The organism is Leptothoe sp. ISB3NOV94-8A (assembly GCF_043421595.1).
Classification (GTDB): Bacteria; Cyanobacteriota; Cyanobacteriia; order Phormidesmidales; family Phormidesmidaceae; genus Leptothoe; species Leptothoe turfae.
The window spans coordinates 694,514-716,713 of sequence record NZ_JAXSQW010000001.1 but is presented as its reverse complement, the minus strand read 5'-3'; the positions used below and the strand labels follow the sequence as shown (position 1 = coordinate 716,713).

At 47.3% G+C, this 22,200-nt stretch carries 19 protein-coding genes; 12 read left to right on the top strand and 7 right to left on the bottom strand.

Annotated features, from left to right (window positions below; genetic code table 11):
• Positions 1-6: 6 nt before the first annotated feature.
• The 7 genes from SPB21_RS02920 to SPB21_RS02890 all read left to right on the top strand — a co-directional run bounded on the left by SPB21_RS02920 (position 7) and on the right by SPB21_RS02890 (position 5,750).
• Complete coding sequence (locus tag SPB21_RS02920; protein WP_499865416.1) at positions 7-318, top strand: DUF5615 family PIN-like protein; 312 nt, start codon at positions 7-9, stop codon at positions 316-318.
• Between the two features lie 186 nt (positions 319-504).
• Positions 505-1,425, top strand: a complete 921-nt coding sequence (locus SPB21_RS02915; protein ID WP_499865415.1) for an alpha/beta fold hydrolase — start codon at positions 505-507, stop codon at positions 1,423-1,425.
• A gap of 198 nt (positions 1,426-1,623) precedes the next feature.
• On the top strand, positions 1,624-2,271 hold the full coding sequence (locus SPB21_RS02910; RefSeq protein ID WP_348918285.1) for a GNAT family N-acetyltransferase: 648 nt from the start codon (positions 1,624-1,626) through the stop codon (positions 2,269-2,271).
• 270 nt (positions 2,272-2,541) lie between these two features.
• Positions 2,542-2,781 (top strand): hypothetical protein, encoded by a 240-nt coding sequence (locus SPB21_RS02905; RefSeq protein WP_499865413.1) that lies wholly within the window; start codon positions 2,542-2,544, stop codon positions 2,779-2,781.
• Complete coding sequence (locus SPB21_RS02900) at positions 2,778-3,062, top strand: type II toxin-antitoxin system PemK/MazF family toxin (protein WP_499057460.1); 285 nt, start codon at positions 2,778-2,780, stop codon at positions 3,060-3,062. The genes SPB21_RS02905 and SPB21_RS02900 overlap by 4 nt, the downstream gene beginning before the upstream one ends.
• Positions 3,063-3,188: 126 nt before the next feature.
• The gene (locus tag SPB21_RS02895) at positions 3,189-3,647 is read left to right on the top strand and encodes a hypothetical protein (RefSeq protein ID WP_499865411.1); all 459 of its coding nucleotides are present in this window, start codon (positions 3,189-3,191) and stop codon (positions 3,645-3,647) included.
• Positions 3,648-3,812: 165 nt separating this feature from the next.
• Entirely contained in the window at positions 3,813-5,750 is a 1,938-nt protein-coding gene (locus tag SPB21_RS02890) for a sugar phosphate nucleotidyltransferase (RefSeq protein WP_499865410.1), read from the top strand.
• Here SPB21_RS02890 and SPB21_RS02885 read toward each other — a convergent pair.
• Positions 5,716-7,101 (bottom strand): hypothetical protein, encoded by a 1,386-nt coding sequence (locus SPB21_RS02885; protein WP_499865409.1) that lies wholly within the window; start codon positions 7,099-7,101, stop codon positions 5,716-5,718. The two genes, SPB21_RS02890 and SPB21_RS02885, sit on opposite strands and share 35 nt — an antisense overlap.
• Positions 7,102-7,418: 317 nt before the next feature.
• Between SPB21_RS02885 and SPB21_RS02880 the strand changes: the two genes are divergently transcribed.
• The 3 genes from SPB21_RS02880 (at position 7,419) to SPB21_RS02870 (ending at position 11,310) form a co-directional block, all read left to right on the top strand.
• On the top strand, positions 7,419-8,453 hold the full coding sequence (locus SPB21_RS02880; protein WP_499057454.1) for an alpha/beta fold hydrolase: 1,035 nt from the start codon (positions 7,419-7,421) through the stop codon (positions 8,451-8,453).
• The gene (locus SPB21_RS02875) at positions 8,440-9,825 is read left to right on the top strand and encodes an aminoglycoside phosphotransferase family protein (RefSeq protein WP_499865407.1); all 1,386 of its coding nucleotides are present in this window, start codon (positions 8,440-8,442) and stop codon (positions 9,823-9,825) included. Before SPB21_RS02880 ends, SPB21_RS02875 begins: the two co-directional genes overlap by 14 nt.
• Before the next feature lie 426 nt (positions 9,826-10,251).
• The gene (locus SPB21_RS02870) at positions 10,252-11,310 is read left to right on the top strand and encodes an aldo/keto reductase (RefSeq protein ID WP_163671447.1); all 1,059 of its coding nucleotides are present in this window, start codon (positions 10,252-10,254) and stop codon (positions 11,308-11,310) included.
• 6 nt (positions 11,311-11,316) lie between these two features.
• On the opposite strand, the gene SPB21_RS02865 is transcribed toward SPB21_RS02870, so the two are convergent.
• Complete coding sequence (locus SPB21_RS02865; protein ID WP_499865405.1) at positions 11,317-12,129, bottom strand: peroxiredoxin-like family protein; 813 nt, start codon at positions 12,127-12,129, stop codon at positions 11,317-11,319.
• A gap of 317 nt (positions 12,130-12,446) precedes the next feature.
• Here SPB21_RS02865 and SPB21_RS02860 point away from each other — a divergent pair, with 317 nt between their 5' ends.
• On the top strand, positions 12,447-16,097 hold the full coding sequence (locus SPB21_RS02860; RefSeq protein WP_499865403.1) for a PAS domain S-box protein: 3,651 nt from the start codon (positions 12,447-12,449) through the stop codon (positions 16,095-16,097).
• 13 nt (positions 16,098-16,110) lie between these two features.
• Here the strand turns inward: SPB21_RS02860 and SPB21_RS02855 are convergent, their stop codons facing one another.
• The 4 genes from SPB21_RS02855 to SPB21_RS02840 form a co-directional block, all read right to left on the bottom strand.
• Entirely contained in the window at positions 16,111-17,052 is a 942-nt protein-coding gene (locus SPB21_RS02855) for an aldo/keto reductase (protein WP_499865401.1), read from the bottom strand.
• A 136-nt stretch (positions 17,053-17,188) separates the two neighbouring features.
• A complete protein-coding gene (locus SPB21_RS02850) occupies positions 17,189-18,145 on the bottom strand; it encodes an RNA polymerase sigma factor, RpoD/SigA family (RefSeq protein WP_499865400.1) in 957 nt (318 codons plus the stop codon).
• Between the two features lie 832 nt (positions 18,146-18,977).
• Complete coding sequence (locus SPB21_RS02845) at positions 18,978-19,763, bottom strand: ABC transporter ATP-binding protein (protein ID WP_163671442.1); 786 nt, start codon at positions 19,761-19,763, stop codon at positions 18,978-18,980.
• Between the two features lie 77 nt (positions 19,764-19,840).
• A complete protein-coding gene (locus SPB21_RS02840) occupies positions 19,841-20,710 on the bottom strand; it encodes an ABC transporter permease (protein ID WP_499865399.1) in 870 nt (289 codons plus the stop codon).
• Between the two features lie 90 nt (positions 20,711-20,800).
• Between SPB21_RS02840 and SPB21_RS02835 the strand changes: the two genes are divergently transcribed.
• Positions 20,801-21,112 (top strand): hypothetical protein, encoded by a 312-nt coding sequence (locus SPB21_RS02835; RefSeq protein ID WP_499865398.1) that lies wholly within the window; start codon positions 20,801-20,803, stop codon positions 21,110-21,112.
• On the opposite strand, the gene SPB21_RS02830 is transcribed toward SPB21_RS02835, so the two are convergent.
• Complete coding sequence (locus SPB21_RS02830) at positions 21,081-22,100, bottom strand: ABC transporter substrate-binding protein (protein WP_163671440.1); 1,020 nt, start codon at positions 22,098-22,100, stop codon at positions 21,081-21,083. The two genes, SPB21_RS02835 and SPB21_RS02830, sit on opposite strands and share 32 nt — an antisense overlap.
• Positions 22,101-22,200 lie beyond the last annotated feature (100 nt).

Genomic DNA, 22,200 nt, shown 5'->3' with positions numbered 1-22,200 from the left:
GCGAATATGTTGAGTTTATTGAGTGATGAAAACTTTAATGGCGACATTGTTCGAGGCTTACGACTTCGTCAACCTAGCCTTGACTTACTTCGAGTTCAAGATGTTGGTTTGAGGGAAATAGACGATCCAGCAATTTTAGCCTGGGCTGCAGATAATGAACGTATCCTACTCACCCATGATCGTGCGACGATGCCAGATTTTGCTTACGAGCGTCTAGTTCGAAAAGAACCCATGCCAGGGATGTTTGTGATTAATGATCGAATGCCTATTCGTCAGGCGATTGATGAGCTGCTACTGCTGGTAGATTGTAGCGAATAGGCAGAATGGAAAGATGTAGTATTGTATTTGCCCCTGTAAAGGAAAAGTTGACATCAAGCACAACGTACATAACGTTGCCCATGCACACCGACCGCCAAAAATGGGTCGATGTAATGCAAAAGTTATCTGCGGCGGGTGATGGGCAACGTTATGCGTCGAAATCATCCCTCTCATGCATAGAAGCGTATGATTGATCGTCAACTCCCTTACATCGATTTCCAGGCCATCAACACGCAATGCCACACGCTTGCTGATGGGCGAATATTAGCTTTCGCCCGCTATGGAAAAGAAGGCGGAACGCCCATTTATTACTTTCACGGGTGTCCGGGATCCCGATTTGAGGCAGCGCCGATTCACCCATGGGCACTCGCATCCGGTTTTGAGATTTTCGCCCTCGATAGACCGGGTTGCGGTCGCTCCTCTCACGCAATGAACTATCATGTGCTCGACTGGCCGAAAGACGTCATCGACTTTGCTGATTATAGGTCGCACGAACGATTCGGTCTCATCGGCTTGTCTGGGGGTGGCACGTACATCAATGCCTGTGCCTATGCAATCCCTAATCGGCTGCTTTTTGCCTACGATGTGGCGGGCTGGGCACCTGTGGCTCAAGTCGAAGACCTGCGAAGCTCACTGGCACCCCTGGATCTCTTCTTCTTGAGGATCGCGCTAAGCTTCAAACTCTTGTTTCAGATTCCCTTTGCGCTCATAGGGCTGGCTGCCCGACATTTAAGCGACCGAGGCTTCGCAAGCTTGTTACGCTCGTCAATGAGTGACGACGATAAAGCGTTCATTCTTGGTTCCGACAATAATGCGCACTTTTTCCGCAGCATAGTCAAAGAGAGCTTTGCCCAAGGGAGTCGTGGTCCTGCAGACGATGCGACCCGATGTTATCGAGATTGGGGATTTCGCCTAGAGGAGATAAGCTACCCGGTGGAGATCTGGCACGGAACGGATGACTTTTTTGCGAGCTTTTGCTTTGCTCAGTATAAGCATCAGGCCATTAGGGGCAGTGTGCTGCGAGTCTTCAAGGGACGGGGCCATCTTCATCCGGTAACAGAGTATGAGGCTTTGTTTAAAGACATTAGACTTAATCAGAAATTGTAGACCCCCTGCACAGCAAGGGTTTCAAAAAGCACTTGATTTGATAACAACCCAACGTCAAAGATTGTTCAGATTTTGAGAGATAACTTTGCCGCCATCAGGCAGTTTGGAGATAGAGAATCGGAAAGTATTTTAGTGTTGATATAGTATGAAGCCGCCGCATAACGTTAGCTGCAAGCTTTACTCTGAAAAAGGAATACTGTGAATATTAATATTCGTTTAGAAACTAAAGATGATTATTTCAAAGTCGAAGAACTGACACGAGAAGCGTTCTGGAATTTATATACGCCAGGATGTGATGAGCACTATTTGTGTCATATACTGCGCGATCACAAAGACTTTATTAAAGAACTTGATTATGTCGCAGAAATCGATGGAAATGTAATAGCTTCAATCATGTATACAGATTCGTACCTTTTTAGTAATGACCTAGAGAAGGTGCAAATCGTTTCATTTGGCCCTTTCTGTGTTCATCCTGACTATCAGAGGAAAGGCATAGGTACAGCATTAATTGAAAAGACAAAATCGCTAGTAGAAAAAAGGAATATTCCAGCAATTGTTATTTATGGAGATCCTCATAACTACTGTAAGTATGGGTTTAAAAATGGTATTGACTATCAGGTCAGCAATATGGATGGAGAATATCCTTTAGGTTTACTAGTTTTAGAGCTTCAGCCTGGATTCTTTGGAAATAAAGAATGGAAGGCGAAGCAAAGCGATGTATTTGTTTTTGACCATAAGAAAGTCATAGAGTTTGACAAAAAGTTTAAGGAAAAAGAAAAGAAAATCCAATACAGTCAAGAGATATTTAAAATGCAGATTAGGTCTTTCTTGAAAAAAAACAGCTAACAATCATTTCAACCTGACGTTTTTCGCCGCTACGCTCTGAAAAGCGCAGGTTAAATGGGCGGTTATGCGTCACTTGGGAGCTGCTAGGCATGTGCCTTCAAGATTCTTGGAACCTAACCAGAAGATATCTAGATGCAGCAACGGCATTACTACCTGCTGCCTTAGTACCTGGTGAGGATGTTCGAATCGATTCATACAGTTCCTAATGTTGTACTTAGTAAAGGTTATTTATAATAGGTTTGCAACTGAAAACCGATAGATGCCTATATTATGCTGCTAGCCACTAGTGAATCCCTCAAACAGGATATTGAAAAGCTCACTAACAAGCAGCTTCAGCAAGTTGCTGAGTTTATTGCCTTTCTTCAATTTCAAGAAAAACGGCAACGTATAACCCTTGATCCGGTCCTTTTAGCTCCCCTTGCAACTGAGTTTGCAGAGGAAGACCGTGTGCTTGCAGAATCAGGTATGGACGACTACGCGGACATGCTGGCTAAGGAAGACCAATTATGACCCAGCAGTTGAATCGTGGAGAAGTCTGGCTGGCAAATCTCGATCCTACTCAAGGTTCTGAACAAGCAGGTATTCGTCCTGTCATAATCTTCCAAAATGACATGGTTTCAAAGTTTTCTACGACAACAATTACTATTCCTCTTACAACAAATAGTACGTCTGGCCAATCCCAGGCGATCGCACCAGGTCACAGAGGCCAGAGTGTAGCCCAACCGGGGCTCCCATTACCTCCAAGAGCCCCTGTCAAGGTGGGTACGAGCAGCGCAATATCTAAAGGTTAGCCTGTTATTGACGATCTAGTTAACTCTACCTTTAGATTAGGTTGACATGTTGATGCATCAGCTGTGCAAAATAGATAAATAAAAAATCTCCTTTCATAAAAACTCTGGCTATTAAGGAAGCGACCGATGGGCTATTACATGCGCTACATCGTTAATGAAGACAAAGAGATCAGCCTTGGTATGATCGAAACTGCCCTCAGGCGTAAAGACCCAAACTATAGTCTTGCTAATCAGGCTCCTACGCAAGAATATGCAGAACTCTTATTAGGAACAGATGTCTATGGAGCATTAGCAATTAATCGTCGTGGTTCAGAGCTAATGGATGAAGAGCTTGAAGAATTACTTGAGGATATAGATAACGAAGAGGTTGGAGATCGCCAAAGAGTCCAGCATTTGCTACAGAATGCTCATTTCACCGTTATACTACAGGTGCTCTGGCAAGGCAGGGGATTGGAAGCAACCCTTGAGAAAATTGATCCTCTTTGGGAGTGGCTTTTTGAGCAATATCAAGGGCTATTGCAAGCAGATGGTGAAGGCTACTATGACATAAACGGGCAGATTCTCGAAGTAGGAGAAAGTAATTAACACTCTCTATAAAATGACAGGGATAGAGTCTCGATGTCTACCTGGCATGATGGGCACAATACTGCACTTTATAACCAATTTGCCCGTCGGTATAGGCTGTATAGGGATAAAGGAAACAGCCACGGAACTCGGAGCATTGTCAATTAAGCTAATTCACAATCCCTTATGACTTCTTTGTTTGTACCGGGTCGCCTTTGTCTGTTTGGTGAACATAGCGACTGGGCCGGAACGTATCGCACAATTAACCCTGACATTGAAAAAGGTTATGCCTTGGTTGTCGGCACCAATCAAGGCATTTACGCCAGCATCAAACACCATCCTCAAGATTTAATTTTCCAAGCCACCCTCAACGATGGCAGTCAATGCGCACCGATTCAATTACCCATGCAGCCTGATGTACTTTTAGAAGAAGCCAAACAAGGAGGATTCGCCAGCTACATTGCTGGTACCGCTTATCAAATTTTGAGCCGCTACGGGGTCCAGGGCTTGGCAGTCAATAACTATCGGACCGATTTGCCCATCCAAAAAGGATTGTCATCCAGTGCTGCCATCTGTGTGCTGATTGCGCGAGCATTTAATCAGCTGTATGACCTACAGCTGACCATTCAAGACGAAATGGAACTGGCCTACCTGGGCGAAAGAACCACACCAAGCCTATGTGGCCGTATGGATCAGGTTTGTGCCTTTGGCAATAAACCGATCTTGATGACCTTTGATGGCAAGCGGGTAAACCTGGAAGCACTGCCTGTACCAAAGATGTTGTTTTTAGTGATGGTTGATTTGGGTGGCTCTAAAAATACCCAAAAAATCCTGAGCGATTTAAATAATTGTTATCCATATCCTAAAAATCAAATTCACCAACAGGTTCAGCAATATCTAGGGACTATCAATGCTAAATTTGTTCAGCAAGCGGCTAGCGCTATCAGGCAAGGAGATGCAAAACGTCTAGGCACTTTAATGACCCAGGTTCAAGCTGACTTTGATCGCCATGTGGCACCAGCTTGCCCCGACCAGTTAACGGCTCCCAAGCTCCATTGTTTACTCACCCATCCAGCCTTGCAACCCTTTATCTATGGTGGTAAGGGGGTTGGCTCTCAAGGCGATGGTACAGCTCAGTTAGTGGCCAAAGACCAAGAGAGTCAACTGGGTGCGATCGCAATTATCCAACGAGATTTTCCAGAAATGCAAGCCCTAAGTTCCACCATTTCTCCCCAGTCAACCATCAAGAAAGCCGTTATTCCAGCAGCTGGTTTTGGTACAAGAATGTTTCCTGCCACCAAAGTTGTCAAAAAGGAACTGTTGCCGATTATTGATCACGATGGCCGAGCAAAACCCATTATCCTCAAAATTGTAGAAGAGGCTGTTGCAGCAGGCATTGAAGAAATTGGTATCGTTGTCCAAAAAGGGGATCTGGAAATTTTCCAAGCATTTTTCCAAAATCCACCCAAGCCAGAACTATTGGCCAAACTTTCTCCAGAAAATCAAAAATATAGCCAATATCTCCAAAGCCTGGGTGACCGCATTACGTTTCTCATTCAAGACCAGCAAGAGGGCTTTGGCCATGCGGTGTACTGTGCCAAAACCTGGGTTAATCATGACCCTTTTCTGCTGTTGCTGGGAGATCACATCTATCAAACCCAAGAGCAACGCTCCTGCGCACAACAGGTGTTAGCAGCCTTTACCCAAACCAATAGCAGCGTTGTTGGGGTAACAGTGATGTCTGGAGACATTATCCACAAAGCAGGCTGTGTCACCGGCACCTGGCGAGAGCCAGATACTATTCTAGACATTACCCAACTCTACGAAAAACCTGACCTGGACTATGCTAAGACCCATCTCCATGTGCCCGGCATGCCAGAGTCAGACTTTTTAGGAGTTTTTGGCATGTATGTGCTCAAGCCAGAAATTTTTGATGCTCTACAAACAGAAATAGAGAATAACCTGCGGTCTAAAGGAGAATTTCAGCTAACCACTTGCCTGGAGCGATTGCGGGCGGAATCTGGCATGGTGGGTTATCTAGTTAAGGGGCAATATTTTGACGTGGGCATGCCTCAGTTTTATCGGCAGACTATGTACGATTACGCGATGTCTCAGACTCCCTAAAATATCTAACGATGAGCCATCCGACTGAGATTAAACCAGCGATGCCCAGGGTTAACCCTGTATAGGGTACTAACATAGCCGCAACAGGTAAAACGGCACCACTCAGCGTAATGGTGAGCACGCCCCAGCGCTTTCTTTGCTGGGTTCCCAGCCCAATGCTGAAGAGCAAGAAGAAGGGCAATAACAGCCCCCAGGCTACGCGGGCATCAAACAGGCGGCTGGCATAGGTGAGGCTTAATAGACAGGCAAAGAAGATGGCGGCTGCGATCGCAACATCCTGCAACCGCATCGGCACCGTCAAATAAAGCAGCAGCAACCACCACAAAAAGAGACCGGGAGCCAACAATAACAATCGCGGTAATATCCCCGTCTGACGAATGCCCTGCGTTGCCGTAAATACCCCAAACGGATTACGCACCGAAACATTCTCATCAAACTGCCAGGTAAATCTCGTACCCTGGCCTTCTAAACTCGCCTCTGTTGGCACAATGCCGCTGGCAAAGTCAGCATTGGGAAAATCAGCTAGTACCGTTAACCTAAACTGAGAAAGTAGTCGCCCGTAGGCGCTATAGACCCAACGGGGTGCCCCCTGGGCCTGATAAGAAACCGTATACTGGGTGGACTCTCCTGGGGCCAGCTGCAACGGAAACTGATACTCTCCCTGGTTTACAGGTTCTAACCGCTGGCCTTCCCGTTCTATCCGGTAATCTTGTAATAGACTGTATCCATCTGGTGGAGGCACTTCAAAGAAGAAGTCTTGGGTAACATCCAGGGTATTGGTCACCTGATACTGGCTGGTAAAATCAGATTGATAAATCAAACGCTCGGTGGCGGGGTCTACGACCTGAGTCAGAGTGACCTCAACATTAGAGGCACTGGGCGACAAAAAACGATCGATCTCCTGTAGTCTTTCAACTTCGGTGGGTTGCCCATCAATGTAAGTGATAGTGGTGTAAGGTTCTTCAATGATATAGCGCACGTAGGGAGCGCGTTGTTCTACCCTGGCCCCAGCGACACTACTGGCAACCTGTTCAATTTTGGCTTGTTCCCAATGATGATACCGATTAGCTAGGGTGGCGCAGAGAAAATAGCCCCCGACGAGTATGGCCACCACAAGTAAGCTATGCAGGGCCACCGTCAGCAAGCGATCATAGCCGAACATGACTGGAGTGAGCCAGCCAGTGCGATCGCTCCGGTGCGCAAATCTTAAAGCCGCCAGTACGATACCAAAACTGGCTAATATCCAGAGCAGCCACCGTCCCACCAGCAACAGTTGTTGACCAAACGCCTGTAACTCTTGGGGGTGGGTAAGATCAGGGATGGTCGGGATGCCATTGATGCTGAGCAACATATTGCTAATAAGGAACGTACCATACATCCATTGCTAACACACCAAGATTTAAAGAATGCAAATCGGTATATTTTGTTAGAGTTGCCGACTCAACGTTGACCATTCAATAACCTGAACAAGCAATACTCAGCTAACTAAAGCACTGACCACCAACTAGTAGCCGATGGCAGAAAACCTGACAATGTCCCTGAGGTATCATCTGCATACTAAAAACTTAGACCACACCATCACGTTTTCTAACTTGTAAGATAGGATAGTTGTTCCAAGCGATGGAATAAAAGATAAGTAGACAAGGCAACTCAGCTCAAAATATTTCTATGATCAAATGGCTAAGACGTCTCACCCTTGTTGTCGCTGCAATACTTTTTCTGACCCTAATAACAGGGTTTGTTTATGAACAATGGTCGCGCCATGCGGTCGCTCAAGCGTTTTCTCCCCCTGGGGAACTTGTGGCAGTCAACGGAAAACTATCCCACCTTTATTGTACGGGTGAAGGCAGCCCCACCATCGTTTTAGAATCTGGCATTAACGAAGGTGGATCACTAGTTTGGGAAGCCGTGCGACCGGCCATTAGCCAGGTGAGTCGTGTGTGCGCATACGACCAGTCTGGAATTATGTGGAGTGAGCGTCGAGAACAGCCAAGAGACGCAGACCATATTGCGGAAGACCTGCATAACTTATTGATGGCCGCCCATGAATCTCCCCCCTATGTGATGGTGGGCCACTCCCTGGGGGGGCTGCTAATCAGAGTCTTTACCGACCATTTCAGTGATGAAGTTGAGGGTCTTATTTTTGTTGACTCATCTCACCCAGAACAAAATCAACGGTTTCCTGAAGATCTCATGGAAATAATGGCCTATCCTCCAACACTGCTGCTCAGAACTATTTCGACACTGGGCATCTTACGTCTACAGTCTCCTCCTGCTCCCAGCGCGCTCCCCAAAGAAGCTGGTAAGGCAATTCATGATTACCTACCAGAGAGCATGACAGGCATTGCTGATGAGATTGCAGCCATGGATAGCATTTTTGCTCAGGCACAATCCACTGGTCCATTTGGAGATATGCCAATGGTTGTGCTTACAGCAGGCCATTTTCCAGATGAGTTACCCTATCAACTTGATGAGGATGGGATGGCTAAACTCCGGAAAACATGGTCCGAAATATGGCCTACCCTACAGACAGAAATTGCAACCTTATCCACTAACTCAGATCATCGCACTATCCCAGAATCATCACACAACATTCCCTATGAGGCTCCGGAGGCTATCGTAGAAGCCATCAAAGATGTTGTTATGGCTCAGCGTGAAGGTAAACCTGTGGATCATGGTACTGGAAATAATGAGGCTCTTTAGAGGTTGGAAGTCTTACATTTATCTCCTACTCATTGATGTTAAAGACTCTAAAGTCTTACTTCAGTCAAATAGAGATAACTATTCCCTACCCTGCATTAAGCTGAATCAAGGCCTCTCATTTGATGATGTGGCATCTGTTAAAAATGCAGTCAATAAAGATTTTGGCATCTCTACTAATGTCTTATACTATGCCAGCTATGAAGTTGATCAAAACAAGCACACTGTTCAAGCCATATATGTATTAGAACAACATCCACCTGGTGAAACAATACAGATCGGTACCTGGTTTGATGTATCAAGCCTGGCAGGGGTTGCGCTTGATCATCCTGAACACAAAACAATGATCGAACAATGTTTGACTGAGCTTACAACAGGTCAAACGCCAACGCTTCGCCCTCCTTGGGCAAAACCTGGTTGCCTACAGCAGGCTAGCAACTGGGTTGATGCGCAACTAGAAGACTTGGGGTATTCATCAATCACAGCCATAGAATGTGTCAGAAACTGGTCAATATCATGGGTTTTAAGCATTAAAACTGCAGAAGGGACTCTATACCTAAAAGCAGCCTCTCCAAACGTGCCGCTATTTTGTGATGAGCCCGTTGTCACTCAAACACTGGCATGTTTATTCCTCGATCAAATACCCACTGTGCTTGCTATTCATCCACAACATCATTGGATGTTGCTAACTGATTTTGGTAAGCCCATCGGCCATCGGATTCCTCTTAGAACAAAGGAACATATTTATCGTTCATTTGCTAATCTTCAAATTCAGGCAACCCAGCATTGCGATCGCATGCTAGCTGCAGGTTGTTTAGATCGAAGGCTACATGTTTTGCATACACAGATTGAGCCCTTCATCAACGACGAAGAGACCCTATCAGCATTATCAGCGGCTGAGGTTGAAATTGAACAGCTCCATGCCGTCGCACCAAAACTCAAAGATTTATGCTCGCGGCTAGCTAGCTATAATATCCCTGAAACATTGGTACATGGTGATTTACACCTAAACAACGTCGCCTTCCATCAGGAGCATTATTTGTATTTTGATTGGACAGATGCCTGCATATCCCATCCTTTTTTTGATTTGCTGAAGTTCTCTCTAGCGGATAAACAAATATCTCTACTCAGCGACGTGACAAGGCTATGGCAACAGCGAAGCATAACGCGTCTACGACATGAATATCTAAAACAATGGCAACAATATGAATCACCTGAACGTTTATCAGCGGCCTGGAATATCGCAAAACCTTTATGTATATTGCACCATGCCATCACCTATCAAACTATGATCAAGGCTCTAGAAGCAAGGACAAGGCCTGAGGTTAGCCATGTTCTACCTTACCTTTTACGGGAGCTCATCAGCATGTGCTGATACTCAAGCTAGCGGGTATAAAAGGCATGTATACAAAACATTTTATACTCTCACCATAGTCGCAGGCTATACCAAACGACAACAGGATATTTTTCTTGAACTTAATCTAAATCAAATCAGATACGCAAACGAATAAAAATTCTTTGAATTGAATTTGGGATTTTCCAGATTTTATGGGCCATAGGATACCAAATCTGAATTCATCAAACCCGATGAACAACGGACCATCTTGTAGACGTACTCCTTTGGGGACGTACTCCTTTGGGGACGTACTCCCTTGGGGATGTCCTTCGATACGGGGCGCTATCAATCACGCTTTCTGTAAGTTCTTTATTTTGTTTATTTAAATTCTCTACTGATTTTTCGGAAAATTCTCTTTAGAGGTGACCAAAACCTGTAGTTTTAAATATCTATTATTGTTTAATTATGCAGGCACTACTCGATAAAGTTAAGACTAAAATTGCAGATAAGCGATATAAGCCTGACCCTTTAGAAATCTCCCGTGAGTCACCGGATATGCCCATGGCATATACCATTCTGGGCAATACCAACTTAAAGGTGAGTGTGGCCGGTTTAGGTGGCGGAGGATACAGCCGCTTAGGTCAAGGCTATAATCGCCCTGTGGATGAGTCTATTGCCATAGTTCATAGGGCTTTAGATTGGGGTATTAACTTATTGGATACAGCAGAATCCTATGGAACAGAGCACATTATAGGTGAGGCCATTGCCTATCGAGGGCGCTCTAATTTAGTGTTATCGACCCAGAAAAAGATTTCTGTCGGTGGTCGTTTTAGGCCAAGAACCTTAATTCGTGCCAATGAACTTGAAGCGGGGTTAAACAATAGTCTTAAAAAGTTAAATACAGATTACATCGATATCTATCATCTGCATGGGGTTCGCCCTAGTGACTATGACTATGTGAAGGCTGAATTTTTACCAGCCCTATTGAAATTTAAAGACGCTGGAAAAGTAAGATTTATTGGCATCACGGAGGGGTTTGCTTCGGATCCTGAGCATAAAATGCTGAGTCGTGCGGTTGAAGATGACTGCTGGGATGTTTTTATGCTTGGGTTTAATATCCTGAATCAATCTGCCCGTGAACGAGTTTTACGGAAAGCATTAGCAAAAAATATCGGCATTCTAAGCATATTTGCAGTTCGGCGCGTCCTCGCCAGCCCAGCAACCTTAAAGCCGTTAATCGATGAGATGATCGAAAAGTCTCTCATTGACCCCCATAAGATAGATCTCAATGAGCCCCTTGGATTTCTGATGAAAAGTGGAGAAGCTGAAAGTCTTGCTGATGCCTCGTATCGCTTCTGTCGCCATGAACCGGGCGTTCATTCTGTGCTGTTTGGCACCGGCGATGGCCAACATTTAGAAGAGAACATTCGCTCGTTGTTACGGGGGCCGTTATCCCAGGCCAGCAAAGAAATGCTCAACCATGTGTTTGGCCACATCGATCAAATTTCTGGCCAAACGGATTAGAGGGACCTACACTGGTGTCGGAAAATTTACGTCCTCTAGAAACGAAAGCGGGTTGCCCATGTTGGTGGCAAAGCCGAGGATATTGCGATCGCAATGTTGATAAATTACCCCACCATCAGCAATTACGTAGGTTGCTCCCCGCTGGGTAATGTGGCTCACATCCGGCACATAGGTAGTCCATTTACCCAGCACCTCTGCCATATTTCGTAACCGCAGGGTAGCCAACTCAAAAGGCCGCTGAAACCCTTTACCGCCAGCCCGTTTGAAAAACTCTCCTTTGATGGGTGGCAGGGGTGTTGCTTGCACCACGTCATCGTCTGCAATCAGCTGGGGGGCGTTGCGATCGCCCAGATAGCCACGAAATACTTCCGATAAGGTGCCAGGGCTGCCAATCCCAGCGCACATCAGCAATAGGTTCAGCCAAGCATTCTGGCGCTGATTAAAGCCGGGAACCGATAATGTTAGCCCTGGGTAAAGGCCTAACTCTTGGTGAAGCGTACCGTCTGGGTCTAGCAGTAGAGACTCTTCGGGGAAACCAGTGTAGGCACAGAATGCCTTGCCTGAGTTGCGATCGCCAATGCCCACCGCCCGGACCACCACTCCTTTTTGGGTCAGCTGCTCAGCGCAGCGCCGCAGCCACCAGGCATACTCCAAACTATCAAAGTCGCCTAGCTGGGGCCATACCAACACCAACTGCTTGGTAGCATTTATTAACAATGCAGTGTCTGCACCATCACTGACCCGTTGTCGTCGAGTCTGATGTAAAACCTCATAAACAGCTGCTGGAGTTTTATTGTTTGTAAATGTATCTACAGCCATTGTAATAATTGCTCCAACATCGCTGATCGGTAACGCAACCCATTGAAAAGGAACTCAATACCTGGCTTATAGATTCGGAAACTGAATAAGCGCAGTTTGCCGTTGATGACTTAGAGTATGAATCGATCAACCTCATAAGTTACTAACTTATGACTTGAAAGATAAAACCATACGGAGAAAGATAAAACCATACGGAGAATTAGCAACAACGACGAGTTGAAGTTCAAACTCAATTTTACAATAGGGAAAAATTTATCAGGTGTTACATTTGCCTATTCGCTAACAAGCAAAACGCCCTGCTCCCATTCAAAACACTGATGGATAAAGATCTGGAAACTTATCAGCAACGAATGGCTGAGCTAGAAGCAGCTAACCAAACCCTTCGAGCTCAACTAGCTGCAGAGCACCAGGCACATCAGCATACCACCCAGGAGCTTCAGCAAGTGCGCCATGAGCTGCAAACTTTGCAGACACAGCCATCGGCACAGGCGCTATATTGGGTCCTGGATAACCTGCCAGCCGCCGCTTTCTGGAAGGATCACAATTCTGTTTATCTTGGTTGTAATCAGCAGTTTAGTAAGGCGGCAGGTTTAGCATCTCCCGCCGAGATTGTTGGCAAAACTGATTTTGATCTGCCCTGGAAGCGGGAAGAAGCTGAATGGTTTCGAGCCTGCGATCGCCAGGTCATGGAGTCAAATACGCCTGAGTTGAACCTTATCGAACCTCAACGGCAGGCAGATGGTAATCAATACTGGCTGGAAACCAATAAAATTCCACTGCATGATTCCCAGGGTGTCGTTGTTGGCATTTTAGGAACCTATATGGAAATTACAGCCCGAATTGAGGCTGAAAACCAGCTAAAACAGCTCAATGAAGCATTGGAACAACGGGTTGATGAACGCACCCAGGAACTCCAAAGTAGTGAAGCCCGCTTGCAAAAGTTGGCGGCCAACCTACCGGGGCTGATTTTTCAATTTCGGCTGGAGGCGGATGGCACCCGGTCATTTCCCTATGTGTCTGAGGGCTGCCGTGATATCCATGAGCTGGAACCGGACGATTTTGTGCGGTGTTTTGATTTAGTGCACAGTTGCGATCGCGATGCCCTAGAACAGGCACTTCAGGTGTCGGCCCTAACGCTTTCTGGTTTTCACCACGAGCATCGGATCATGACTCCCAGTGGCAAACTTAAGTGGGTACAAACCATCGCCCGTCCTGAACAGATGGCAGATGACTCGATTTTGTGGGATGGATTGATCATTGAGGTTAGCGATCGCAAGCGAGCCGAAAAAGAACAACAGCGGCTACTATCCATTCTCGAAGCCACCCCTGATATTGTGGGCATTTGTGACGCCCAGGGTAACCACCTCTACCTGAATCAGGCTGGCCAAACAGCCTTAAAAATTGCCGCCGAGGACCTTGGGCAGGTCAAAATTCAGGCCTGTCATCCGCCAGAAATCCTGGAAAAGATCGAAACTGAAGCGCTGCCAACCGCAATCCAAACGGGCATGTGGCAAGGAGAATCGTATCTACGTAGTCAGAGTGGACAAGACTTTCCTGTCTCCCAGGTTATCCTGGCCCATCGCGATGAGGATGGCAACCTGGAGTTTTTATCTTCAGTCATGCGAGACATCAGCGATTTAAAGCAGGCTGAAGAACGAATACGTCAGAAAGAAGCTCAATATCGTCAAATTTTTGAAACTGTTATCGATGGCCTCGCCATTGTCAATTTGGAAACAGGAGAAATGTTAGAGGCTAATCCGGCCTACTATCAAATGCATGGCTATGTCGATCAAGCATCTATCCCCTCACACCCTGGAGCCTATATCCATCCAGATTCCCAACCTATCTACCAAGAATTCCTGACCACCGTACAAGCAGGCCATACCTTTAGCGGCCAGACAACCAATATTCATCGAGATGGAAGTTTAATTGGGCTTGAGATTAAAGGCCTTCCCTATAATTATCAAGGACAACCCCATGCCCTATGTGTCCTGCGGGACATTAGTCAGCGAGTCAAACTGGAAGCCGAACGACAACATCAGGAACAGGCCCTGCGTTGGATTGTAGAAGGAACCGCCACCCAGACAGGTGAAGCCTTCTTCAAAACCTGCGTTAAACATTTAGCGTTAGCCCTCAATATGCAATATGCCTTAATTGCTGAGCTGATTGAGGATGGAGATCAACAGATTGGTAAAACCTTAGCTTTCTGGAATGGTTCAGATTTTGGCGAGAATTTTCAATACAACCTGGCGGGCACCCCTTGCTATAACGTTGCCCACAACCATGCAATCTGTTGCCATGATCACTCGATTAAAGAACAATTTCCTGAAGACAATGTCCTCGTCACCCTCAATGCGGAGAGTTATGTTGGCATTCCAGTTTTAAACCCTGGTGGCAAGTTCTTGGGATACATTTCTGTCATCAATACCGAGCCCATGGAACAAGATGTGGAGCTCCAGGTATTTATTTTAGAGATTTTTGCGGCCCGAGTTGGAGCAGAGATGGAACGGATGCAGTTCGAGCAAGCATTACTGGCCTCCACTGAGCAAATTCAACAACAGGCCCAACGAGAACAGCTACTGAACCAGATTGCCAACCAGATTCGTATATCCCTCAATCTTGATAATATTCTGGACACAGCAGTTCAAGAGATCCAACGGTTTCTTGAGGTAGATCGGTGTCATTTTGCATGGTATATCGAGGCTAATCATAACAATGATGGTTACTGGCACATTACGTCTGAAGTACAGGTGGCGGGACTGTCCAGTTTTATTGGCAAACATGCTGCCAGCAGTTTTGGTGCCCTCACAGACAGATTGTTGCAACAGGAAATTTTACAGTTAGATGACATCTCCACCGTAGACGATGATGAGGTGAAAGCGGTCTTAACGACCTTAGGCAACAAGTCTATGTTAGTGCTGCCTGTGTACGCAGAATCTGGAAAGTTTGGCGTTATTTCCTGTATCCACAGCCAAGCTGTGCGCCCCTGGCAGGATCACGAGGTAGACCTGCTTAAGTCAGTGGTAGCTCAACTCAAAATTGCCCTAAACCAGGCAGATTTACTGGCCCAAAGTCGTGCCCGTGCCGAGGAACTAGAGACGATCCTGACTCAGCTCCAAAAAACCCAGTCTCAATTGGTGCAAAGTGAAAAAATGTCCAGCCTTGGGCAGATGGTGGCTGGCGTCGCCCATGAGATTAATAACCCGGTTAGCTTTATCTATGGCAACCTCACCCATGCCAAGAGCTATACTCAAGATTTAGTCACACTGATCGAAAGCTATCAGCAGCATTATCCCAACATCCCCCCTAAGATTGTAAACATCATTGATGAAATCGAACTGGATTTTCTCAAAGATGACTTGCCTAAATTATTTCAATCCATGGAAGTGGGTACTGAACGCATCCGCGAAATTATTAAATCTCTGCGCTTATTTTCCCGGCTGGATGAGGCAGAAATTAAGCAAGTGGATTTACACGACGGCATCGATAGTACACTGACTATTTTGCAAACCCGCCTGCGGGCGCAGAGCTGGCGGCCCGAAATTCAAGTCATAAAAGAGTATGACGATTTGCCGCAGATCGAATGCTATGCCGGGCAGCTCAACCAGGTGTTTATGAACCTGTTGAGCAATGCGGTAGACGCCCTGGAAGAACTGGATCAAACACGCACCTGGCAACAGATGGAAAATGAGCCGAGCATCATTCGGATTCAGACCCAATTACTGGGGCAGTTGAAGCATCCAGCGGTTGCGATCGCAATCACCGATAACGGCCCAGGCATCCGCAAAAATGCCATCGAACACCTGTTCAATCCCTTCTTCACCACTAAGCCAGTGGGCAAAGGCACGGGTCTGGGTCTCTCCATCAGCTATCAAATTATTACCGAAACCCATGGCGGTACGATCACCTACAACACTGAAACGGGCCAGGGAACGACATTTACGATTACATTGCCCATCAGGCAGTAAGTAACGCAAAACGCTACAACCAGGGTGTAGTCACCGCCCTAATCTTTTCCTGCTCTTCTGGCATCATCGACCACCCCAATGCCCCAGCATTTTGTTCTGCCTGTTGAGCATTCTTGGCCCCTGGAATTGGCACCACATCCCCCTGGCCCATGAGCCAATTAAGAGCAACCTGGGCAGGGGTTTTATCATGGCACTGACCCACTTCCTTCAAAACAGAAATCACCGGCTCAATTTTACGCAAACCGTTCTGATTAAATCGTGGGTCAATTCGCCGTGCTCCAGTGGGTGGCTGATAGGTCTCCACGGTATACTTGCCAGTCACCAGCCCCTGGGCTAAAGGACTGTAGGCCAAAATTGTCATGCCGAGTTCCTTGGCCGCACTAAGCACACCATTGGACTCAATCTTGCGGTGCAAAAGAGAATATTGCACCTGGTTCACGGCCAGAGGAATGCCGCGCTCGGCTAGATAACTATGGGCCTGATGCATCTGGCTGGCAGAATAATTACTCACCCCAATGGACTGAATGCGTCCTTGTTTAACTTCGTCCGCCAGAGCATTCATAAGAGTTTTTTGACCCATCAAAAAATCAAAGGGCCAATGGACTTGATAGAGAGCCACCATGGGCAGTTGTAGTCGCTTCAAACTAGCCGTCAACGCATCGGCCACCGCCTGAGCATTAAACCGCCAGGGCAATGGAAAGTACTTGGTTGCTACAACCACGGGAGTCGCTGTCCCCTGGATAAACTGGCCCAACAGCTCCTCTGACTTACCCAAGCCATACACTTCCGCCGTATCAAAGAAGCTCACTCCTGCGGCCAGGGATGCATCAAATGCTTGCTGCACATCACTGGCACCATAGTCTTTGCCATACTGCCAAAATAAAGAATCTCCCCAGGACCAGGTGCCCACTCCTAAGGGGGCAATGTCAGGACCATTGGGAACAAGTTTCACCATTTGATATTTACCGCTTGAAACAACGTTGCCACTTTACCCATTCTCATCTCCATCCTGAGCAAAAACAAAGGATGCGTTGTTGGCGCATCCTCCGATAAATCCTTGATGTACAGACGTTGCGTGCAACGTCTCCACTTTAGCTAGCCAAATACTCACGCATATCAGCCTGACGCTTCCGCAAACGCGTCAGCGCTTCCCGCTCAATTTGACGTACGCGCTCGCGGCTAATGCTCAACATCTCACCAATCTTGGCCAACGTCATATTCTTACCATCATCCAAGCCAAAGCGCAGATTCAGAACACGCTGTTGCTGAGGGGTTAATTCTGCCATTAGGCGATCTAGATCTTTACGCAATAACGACTGAGTCGCATAGTCCTCAGGAGACTGACCAGGGTCTTCAAGCAAATCACCAAGATTAGTATCTTGATTATCGCCAATGCGCAAATCCAGCGATAGCGGAGAACGAGACTTTTCTAAATAATCCCTGACCTGCTTTGGTGTCAGCTTAACTTCTTCAGCTAGCTCAGCCACCGTAGCCGCCCGACCTAGCTTCTGAGACAGCTGACGCTGGGCTTTTTTAATCTTATTTAGCTTCTCAGTAATGTGAATTGGTAAGCGAATTGTGCGGCTTTTCTCAGCAATTGCACGGGTAATGGCCTGACGAATCCACCAATAGGCATAGGTAGAAAAACGGTATCCCTTGAGCGGGTCAAATTTTTCCACACCGCGCTGCATACCAATGGTGCCTTCCTGAATTAAATCCAGTAGGTCCACATTGCGCTTGATATACTTTTTAGCAACGGACACCACTAAGCGGAGATTTGCTTCCACCATACGGCGCTTCGCAAGGTCACCAGCATCAATGGACTGAGTCAGCTCATCCACTGATATACCGGCAGCCTCAGCCCATTCCAACTTGCTGGGCTCACGCTCCAAGCTTGCCTCAAGCTCAGTCCTGTAGGCCTGCAGAGCAACAAAGCGCTGAACCTGTTTTCCATAAACAACTTCTTGCTCATGGGTTAACAGTGGCACTCGCCCAATTTCCTTAAGATATGTGCGAACTAAATCGCTGGATGTTTGAGCAGCTTTCATAAATACGAGAAGTCACGGACTACAGAGAGAAATCAAAGTGCCCTTTTAACAAGAGCAATGGCAGACATAATTCACAAATGCGACGCAAACAAAGACGTATGGGTAACGAAAATATCTGAAAACTTTTGAAACATCAGTCGTATCGATCCGCAGGATGTTTCGCAGCGATAAAAACGCTTACAGATATAGATAAAACTACATAGACTACAGTGATAACAACTTAGATTGTTACATTAGGGGTAAAACCATACGTGCTGTTCAACTGAAGTAGTGATGCTGCTTTGTAGTAAGCCTAGGTTAGCATAATTTAAGTAATGTAACTTTTATTAGAAATATTTTTTTATTCCTTTGTTGTAATTTCGACTCTTGGCTGTCAAGTCTTGCTTTGGTGAATCCTAAGATAATTGATCTATATGGGCTAGGCTGCATCAATCGTGACAAAAGCGGCATTAAGTCATTGATCATTTTCTAAGGAATTTCAATGGAATTTGAGGCAGCGCATCAGCCCTATAGACATCCGTCAGATGATTTTGAGCCAACCTATCAGGAAATTAGTCAGCAATGTGTGTTAAGGGCGTTTTAGCTTATGGGTGTTCTGTCGACTGTTTCAATGAGGTTTGAATTTTTAGTTTTGAATAATTGATATAGATAAGGTCAAGGTTAGCTGGTCTTGAAATATGGAGCCTCCGCAAGAGTAGGGTTAATGCCCACGGTTTGTGTCTCCTGGGATCAGGTGTTTTTCAGGAATGAGTACTCTGTGGTGTAAGTTTGCTCACTATTAAATGTGGATGGGTGGATGGGTGAGTGGGTGAAGGCAATAGCTGTTAATGCTTTAGCTTAGCAATAGGCTATCGTCGCTGAGGCCATCACTGGCAAAGCGGTTTAGCAAGTCGTTAACTGATAGGTGGGCTTTCTCAGAGGCACTGGCATCATAGACAACGCGGCCTTCGTGCAACATCAGCAGACGATTGCCTACGGTCAGGGCCTGGCGCATGCTATGGGTCACCATCAGAGTGGTGAGGTTATGTTCAGTGACCAGTTGCTCGGTCAGCTTCATGATGAAGTGGGCTGTTTTGGGATCGAGGGCGGCGGTGTGTTCATCCAGCAACAGGATAGTGGCTGGAGCCAGGGTGGCCATGACCAAACTCAGGGCTTGACGTTGGCCGCCAGAGAGGAGGCCGATGCGATCGCAAAGTCGATTTTCCAATCCCAGGTCTAAACTCGCCAGCCGCGCCCGAAACTGGTCTCGCAGACGATTGTTTAGCGCCGGTCGCATGCCCCGCAGCTTTCCCCGCCGAAAGGCCAATACTAGATTCTCTTCGATGGTTAGCTCAGCACAGGAGCCAGCCAGGGGATTCTGGAATACCCGTGATACTAGTGTGGCTCGACGCGCTGTGGACCAAGCTGTCACGTCGTCGGTACCCACGGCAATGCGTCCGCGATCACAGCTAATGTCGCCACTAATAATATTTAGCAGGGTGGATTTCCCCGCTCCATTACTGCCAATAACCGTAATAAATTCCCCAGCGGCAATATCCAAGTTAATCCCCAACAGTGCCGGTTTCGCCAGGGGAGTACCAGGGTTAAAGGTGACGTGGATATCGTTCAGGGAAATCATGGGGCAGGGGGAAGAGGGAAGAGGGAAGAGGGCAGGGGAGAAGAGGGCAGGGGGAAGGGGGTGGCTCACTAGAAAATCTAGCGCTTAAACCTGGCTAACAGATTGGCCTGAGGCAATACCAGGGCCAACACGACAATGATGGCCGTCACCAGGTTAAGGTCCTGGGCTCGTAAACCGAGGAAATCTGCATTGAGCGCCATGGCAATCACCAGGCGATAAATCAGACAGCCTAAGATAACCGCCAGCGTTGCCCAGCGTACGGTACGACTAGGGAAAATTGCCTCACCTAAAATTACTGTGGCCAGGCCGACCACAACCGTACCCACGCCCAGGGCTACATCCGCAAAGCCATTCACCTGGGCAAACAGGGCACCGGACAGGGCCGCTAACGCATTACTCATGGCCATTCCCAATAAGATCAGCCGGTTGGTATAAATTCCCTGGGCATTGGCCATAATCGGGTTCATGCCAGTGGCCCGCATTGCCAGGCCAATATCTGAGGTCAAGAAAAAGTCGATGGCCAATTTGGTTAACCCTAAACCAATGAGCAAAATTGCCCAGATGGGTAGCACTGTTTCCAGCCCATCAAACAGTGTGGGCTGGTTTAGCAAGGGCACATTGGGTCGCCCCATAACGCGCAGATTAATGGAATACAGCGCAATCATGGTGAGAATACTGGCCAGGAGATTAAGGATGTTGAACCGTACGCTCAGAATAGCGGTGCATAAACCAGCCAAAGCCCCAGCCACCATGGCCACTGCTGTCGCGACCCACGGGTTTACTCCCTGGGTAATCAGGGTGGCCACTACGGCAGCTCCCAGGGGAAAACTACCGTCCACCGTCAGGTCTGGAAACTTAAGCACCCGAAAGGAGAGGTATACGCCCAGGCTGAGAAAGCCATAGAGTAAACCCGTTTCGATAGCTCCAAGGAATGCGACAAGGGACATGGAAAAACAATCGGTATAACGTAGATGGGCTGGAGCGCAACATTTTGCGCCCCTAGGATAGACTAGATTATCGGAGGATGTCGTAGTCCCATGGCCTGCAGTGACTTTACACTACGTAAAGTAAAAACTGACTTTGCGATCAAGTTAGTTGAGACGGGTTCATGTTTGCGAGGATTTCCGCCGGTACAGCCCAGTGATTACCGGAATCAGACCCTGGAACGCAATCTATCAATGGCCATTGCTGTCGGTACAGAAAAGGCCAGGTCTGAACTGTTGATTAGCCCTATTTTTGTTGGGAATTTTGAAGGATATACGGAGCGTGTAGGGCCATTGTGCCGGGGTACACCATGGTGTACCCCGGCACAATGCGTTATTCAAATACCTGGTTGGCGCTGTCTTTGATGGCGTCAGAGACGGTGACACCCATGGCTTCTGCAGCGGCTAGATTTATGGCTAAATCTATGGTGTTGGCCAGCTCGACAGGGATATCGCCAGGACTCTCGCCCCCCAGAATGCGGGCAACCATATCACCGGTTTGGCGACCAACTTCGTAGTAGTCAAAGCTGGCAGTTGCGATCGCTCCCCGCTCCACCGAATCCGTATCCCCAGCAAATACGGGCAGCTGGTTGTCATTGCCCACCTGAATCACCGATTCCAACGCCGACACCACCGTATTGTCAGTGGGAATATAAATCGCATCCACCTTACCCACCAGGCTTTCTGCTGCGGTCGCCACATCGGCAGAGCTCGATACCGTTGCTGCTTCAACCGTGAACCCCTGCTCATCTGCTTCTGTGTTTAGCACATTCACCAGGCTGACAGAGTTGGATTCTCCCGCGTTATAAATCACACCTACGCTTTTTGCACCGGGCACCATATCGGCAATCAGTGCTAGATGTTCATCAACCGGGGACAAGTCGCTGACGCCAGTTACCGTACCACCGGATGCTTCTAGACTGGGCACCAATTCTGCTGCGACGGGATCGGTTACGGCTGAAAAGACCACGGGAATAGTATCGGTGTTACCCACAACCGCCTGGGCTGAGGGGGTGGCAATGGCCACAATCACATTGGGACTATCGCCTACAAATTTCTGGGCAATCTGGGCTGCATTAGATGCCTGACCCTGGGCACTTTCCCACGCCCACTTAAGAGAACTATCAGCTTCGTCGTAGCCTTCTTCTTTGAGTTTGTCCTGCAGACCATCCCGCACCGCATCAAGGGCCGGGTGTTCCACAATTTGGGTAACAGCGACATAGGGGACATCAGCCGTGGCAACCGGATCGCCGTATTCGTTTTGTTGAACGGTGATGGTGCCGCAGCCAAGCAGTGTCGCTGAAAGCAAGCCAGGGGCGATTAGGGTTTTGGTTAAAAAGCGGGTGCTTGTCATGGTTAATCTGGTCTTTTAAGGAAAAGAATTTTTAAGGATATCCTCCCATTACCAAGGGGAGGTGCCGTAGGCGGAGGGGTCTGCTCTCCCAGGCGGGGAT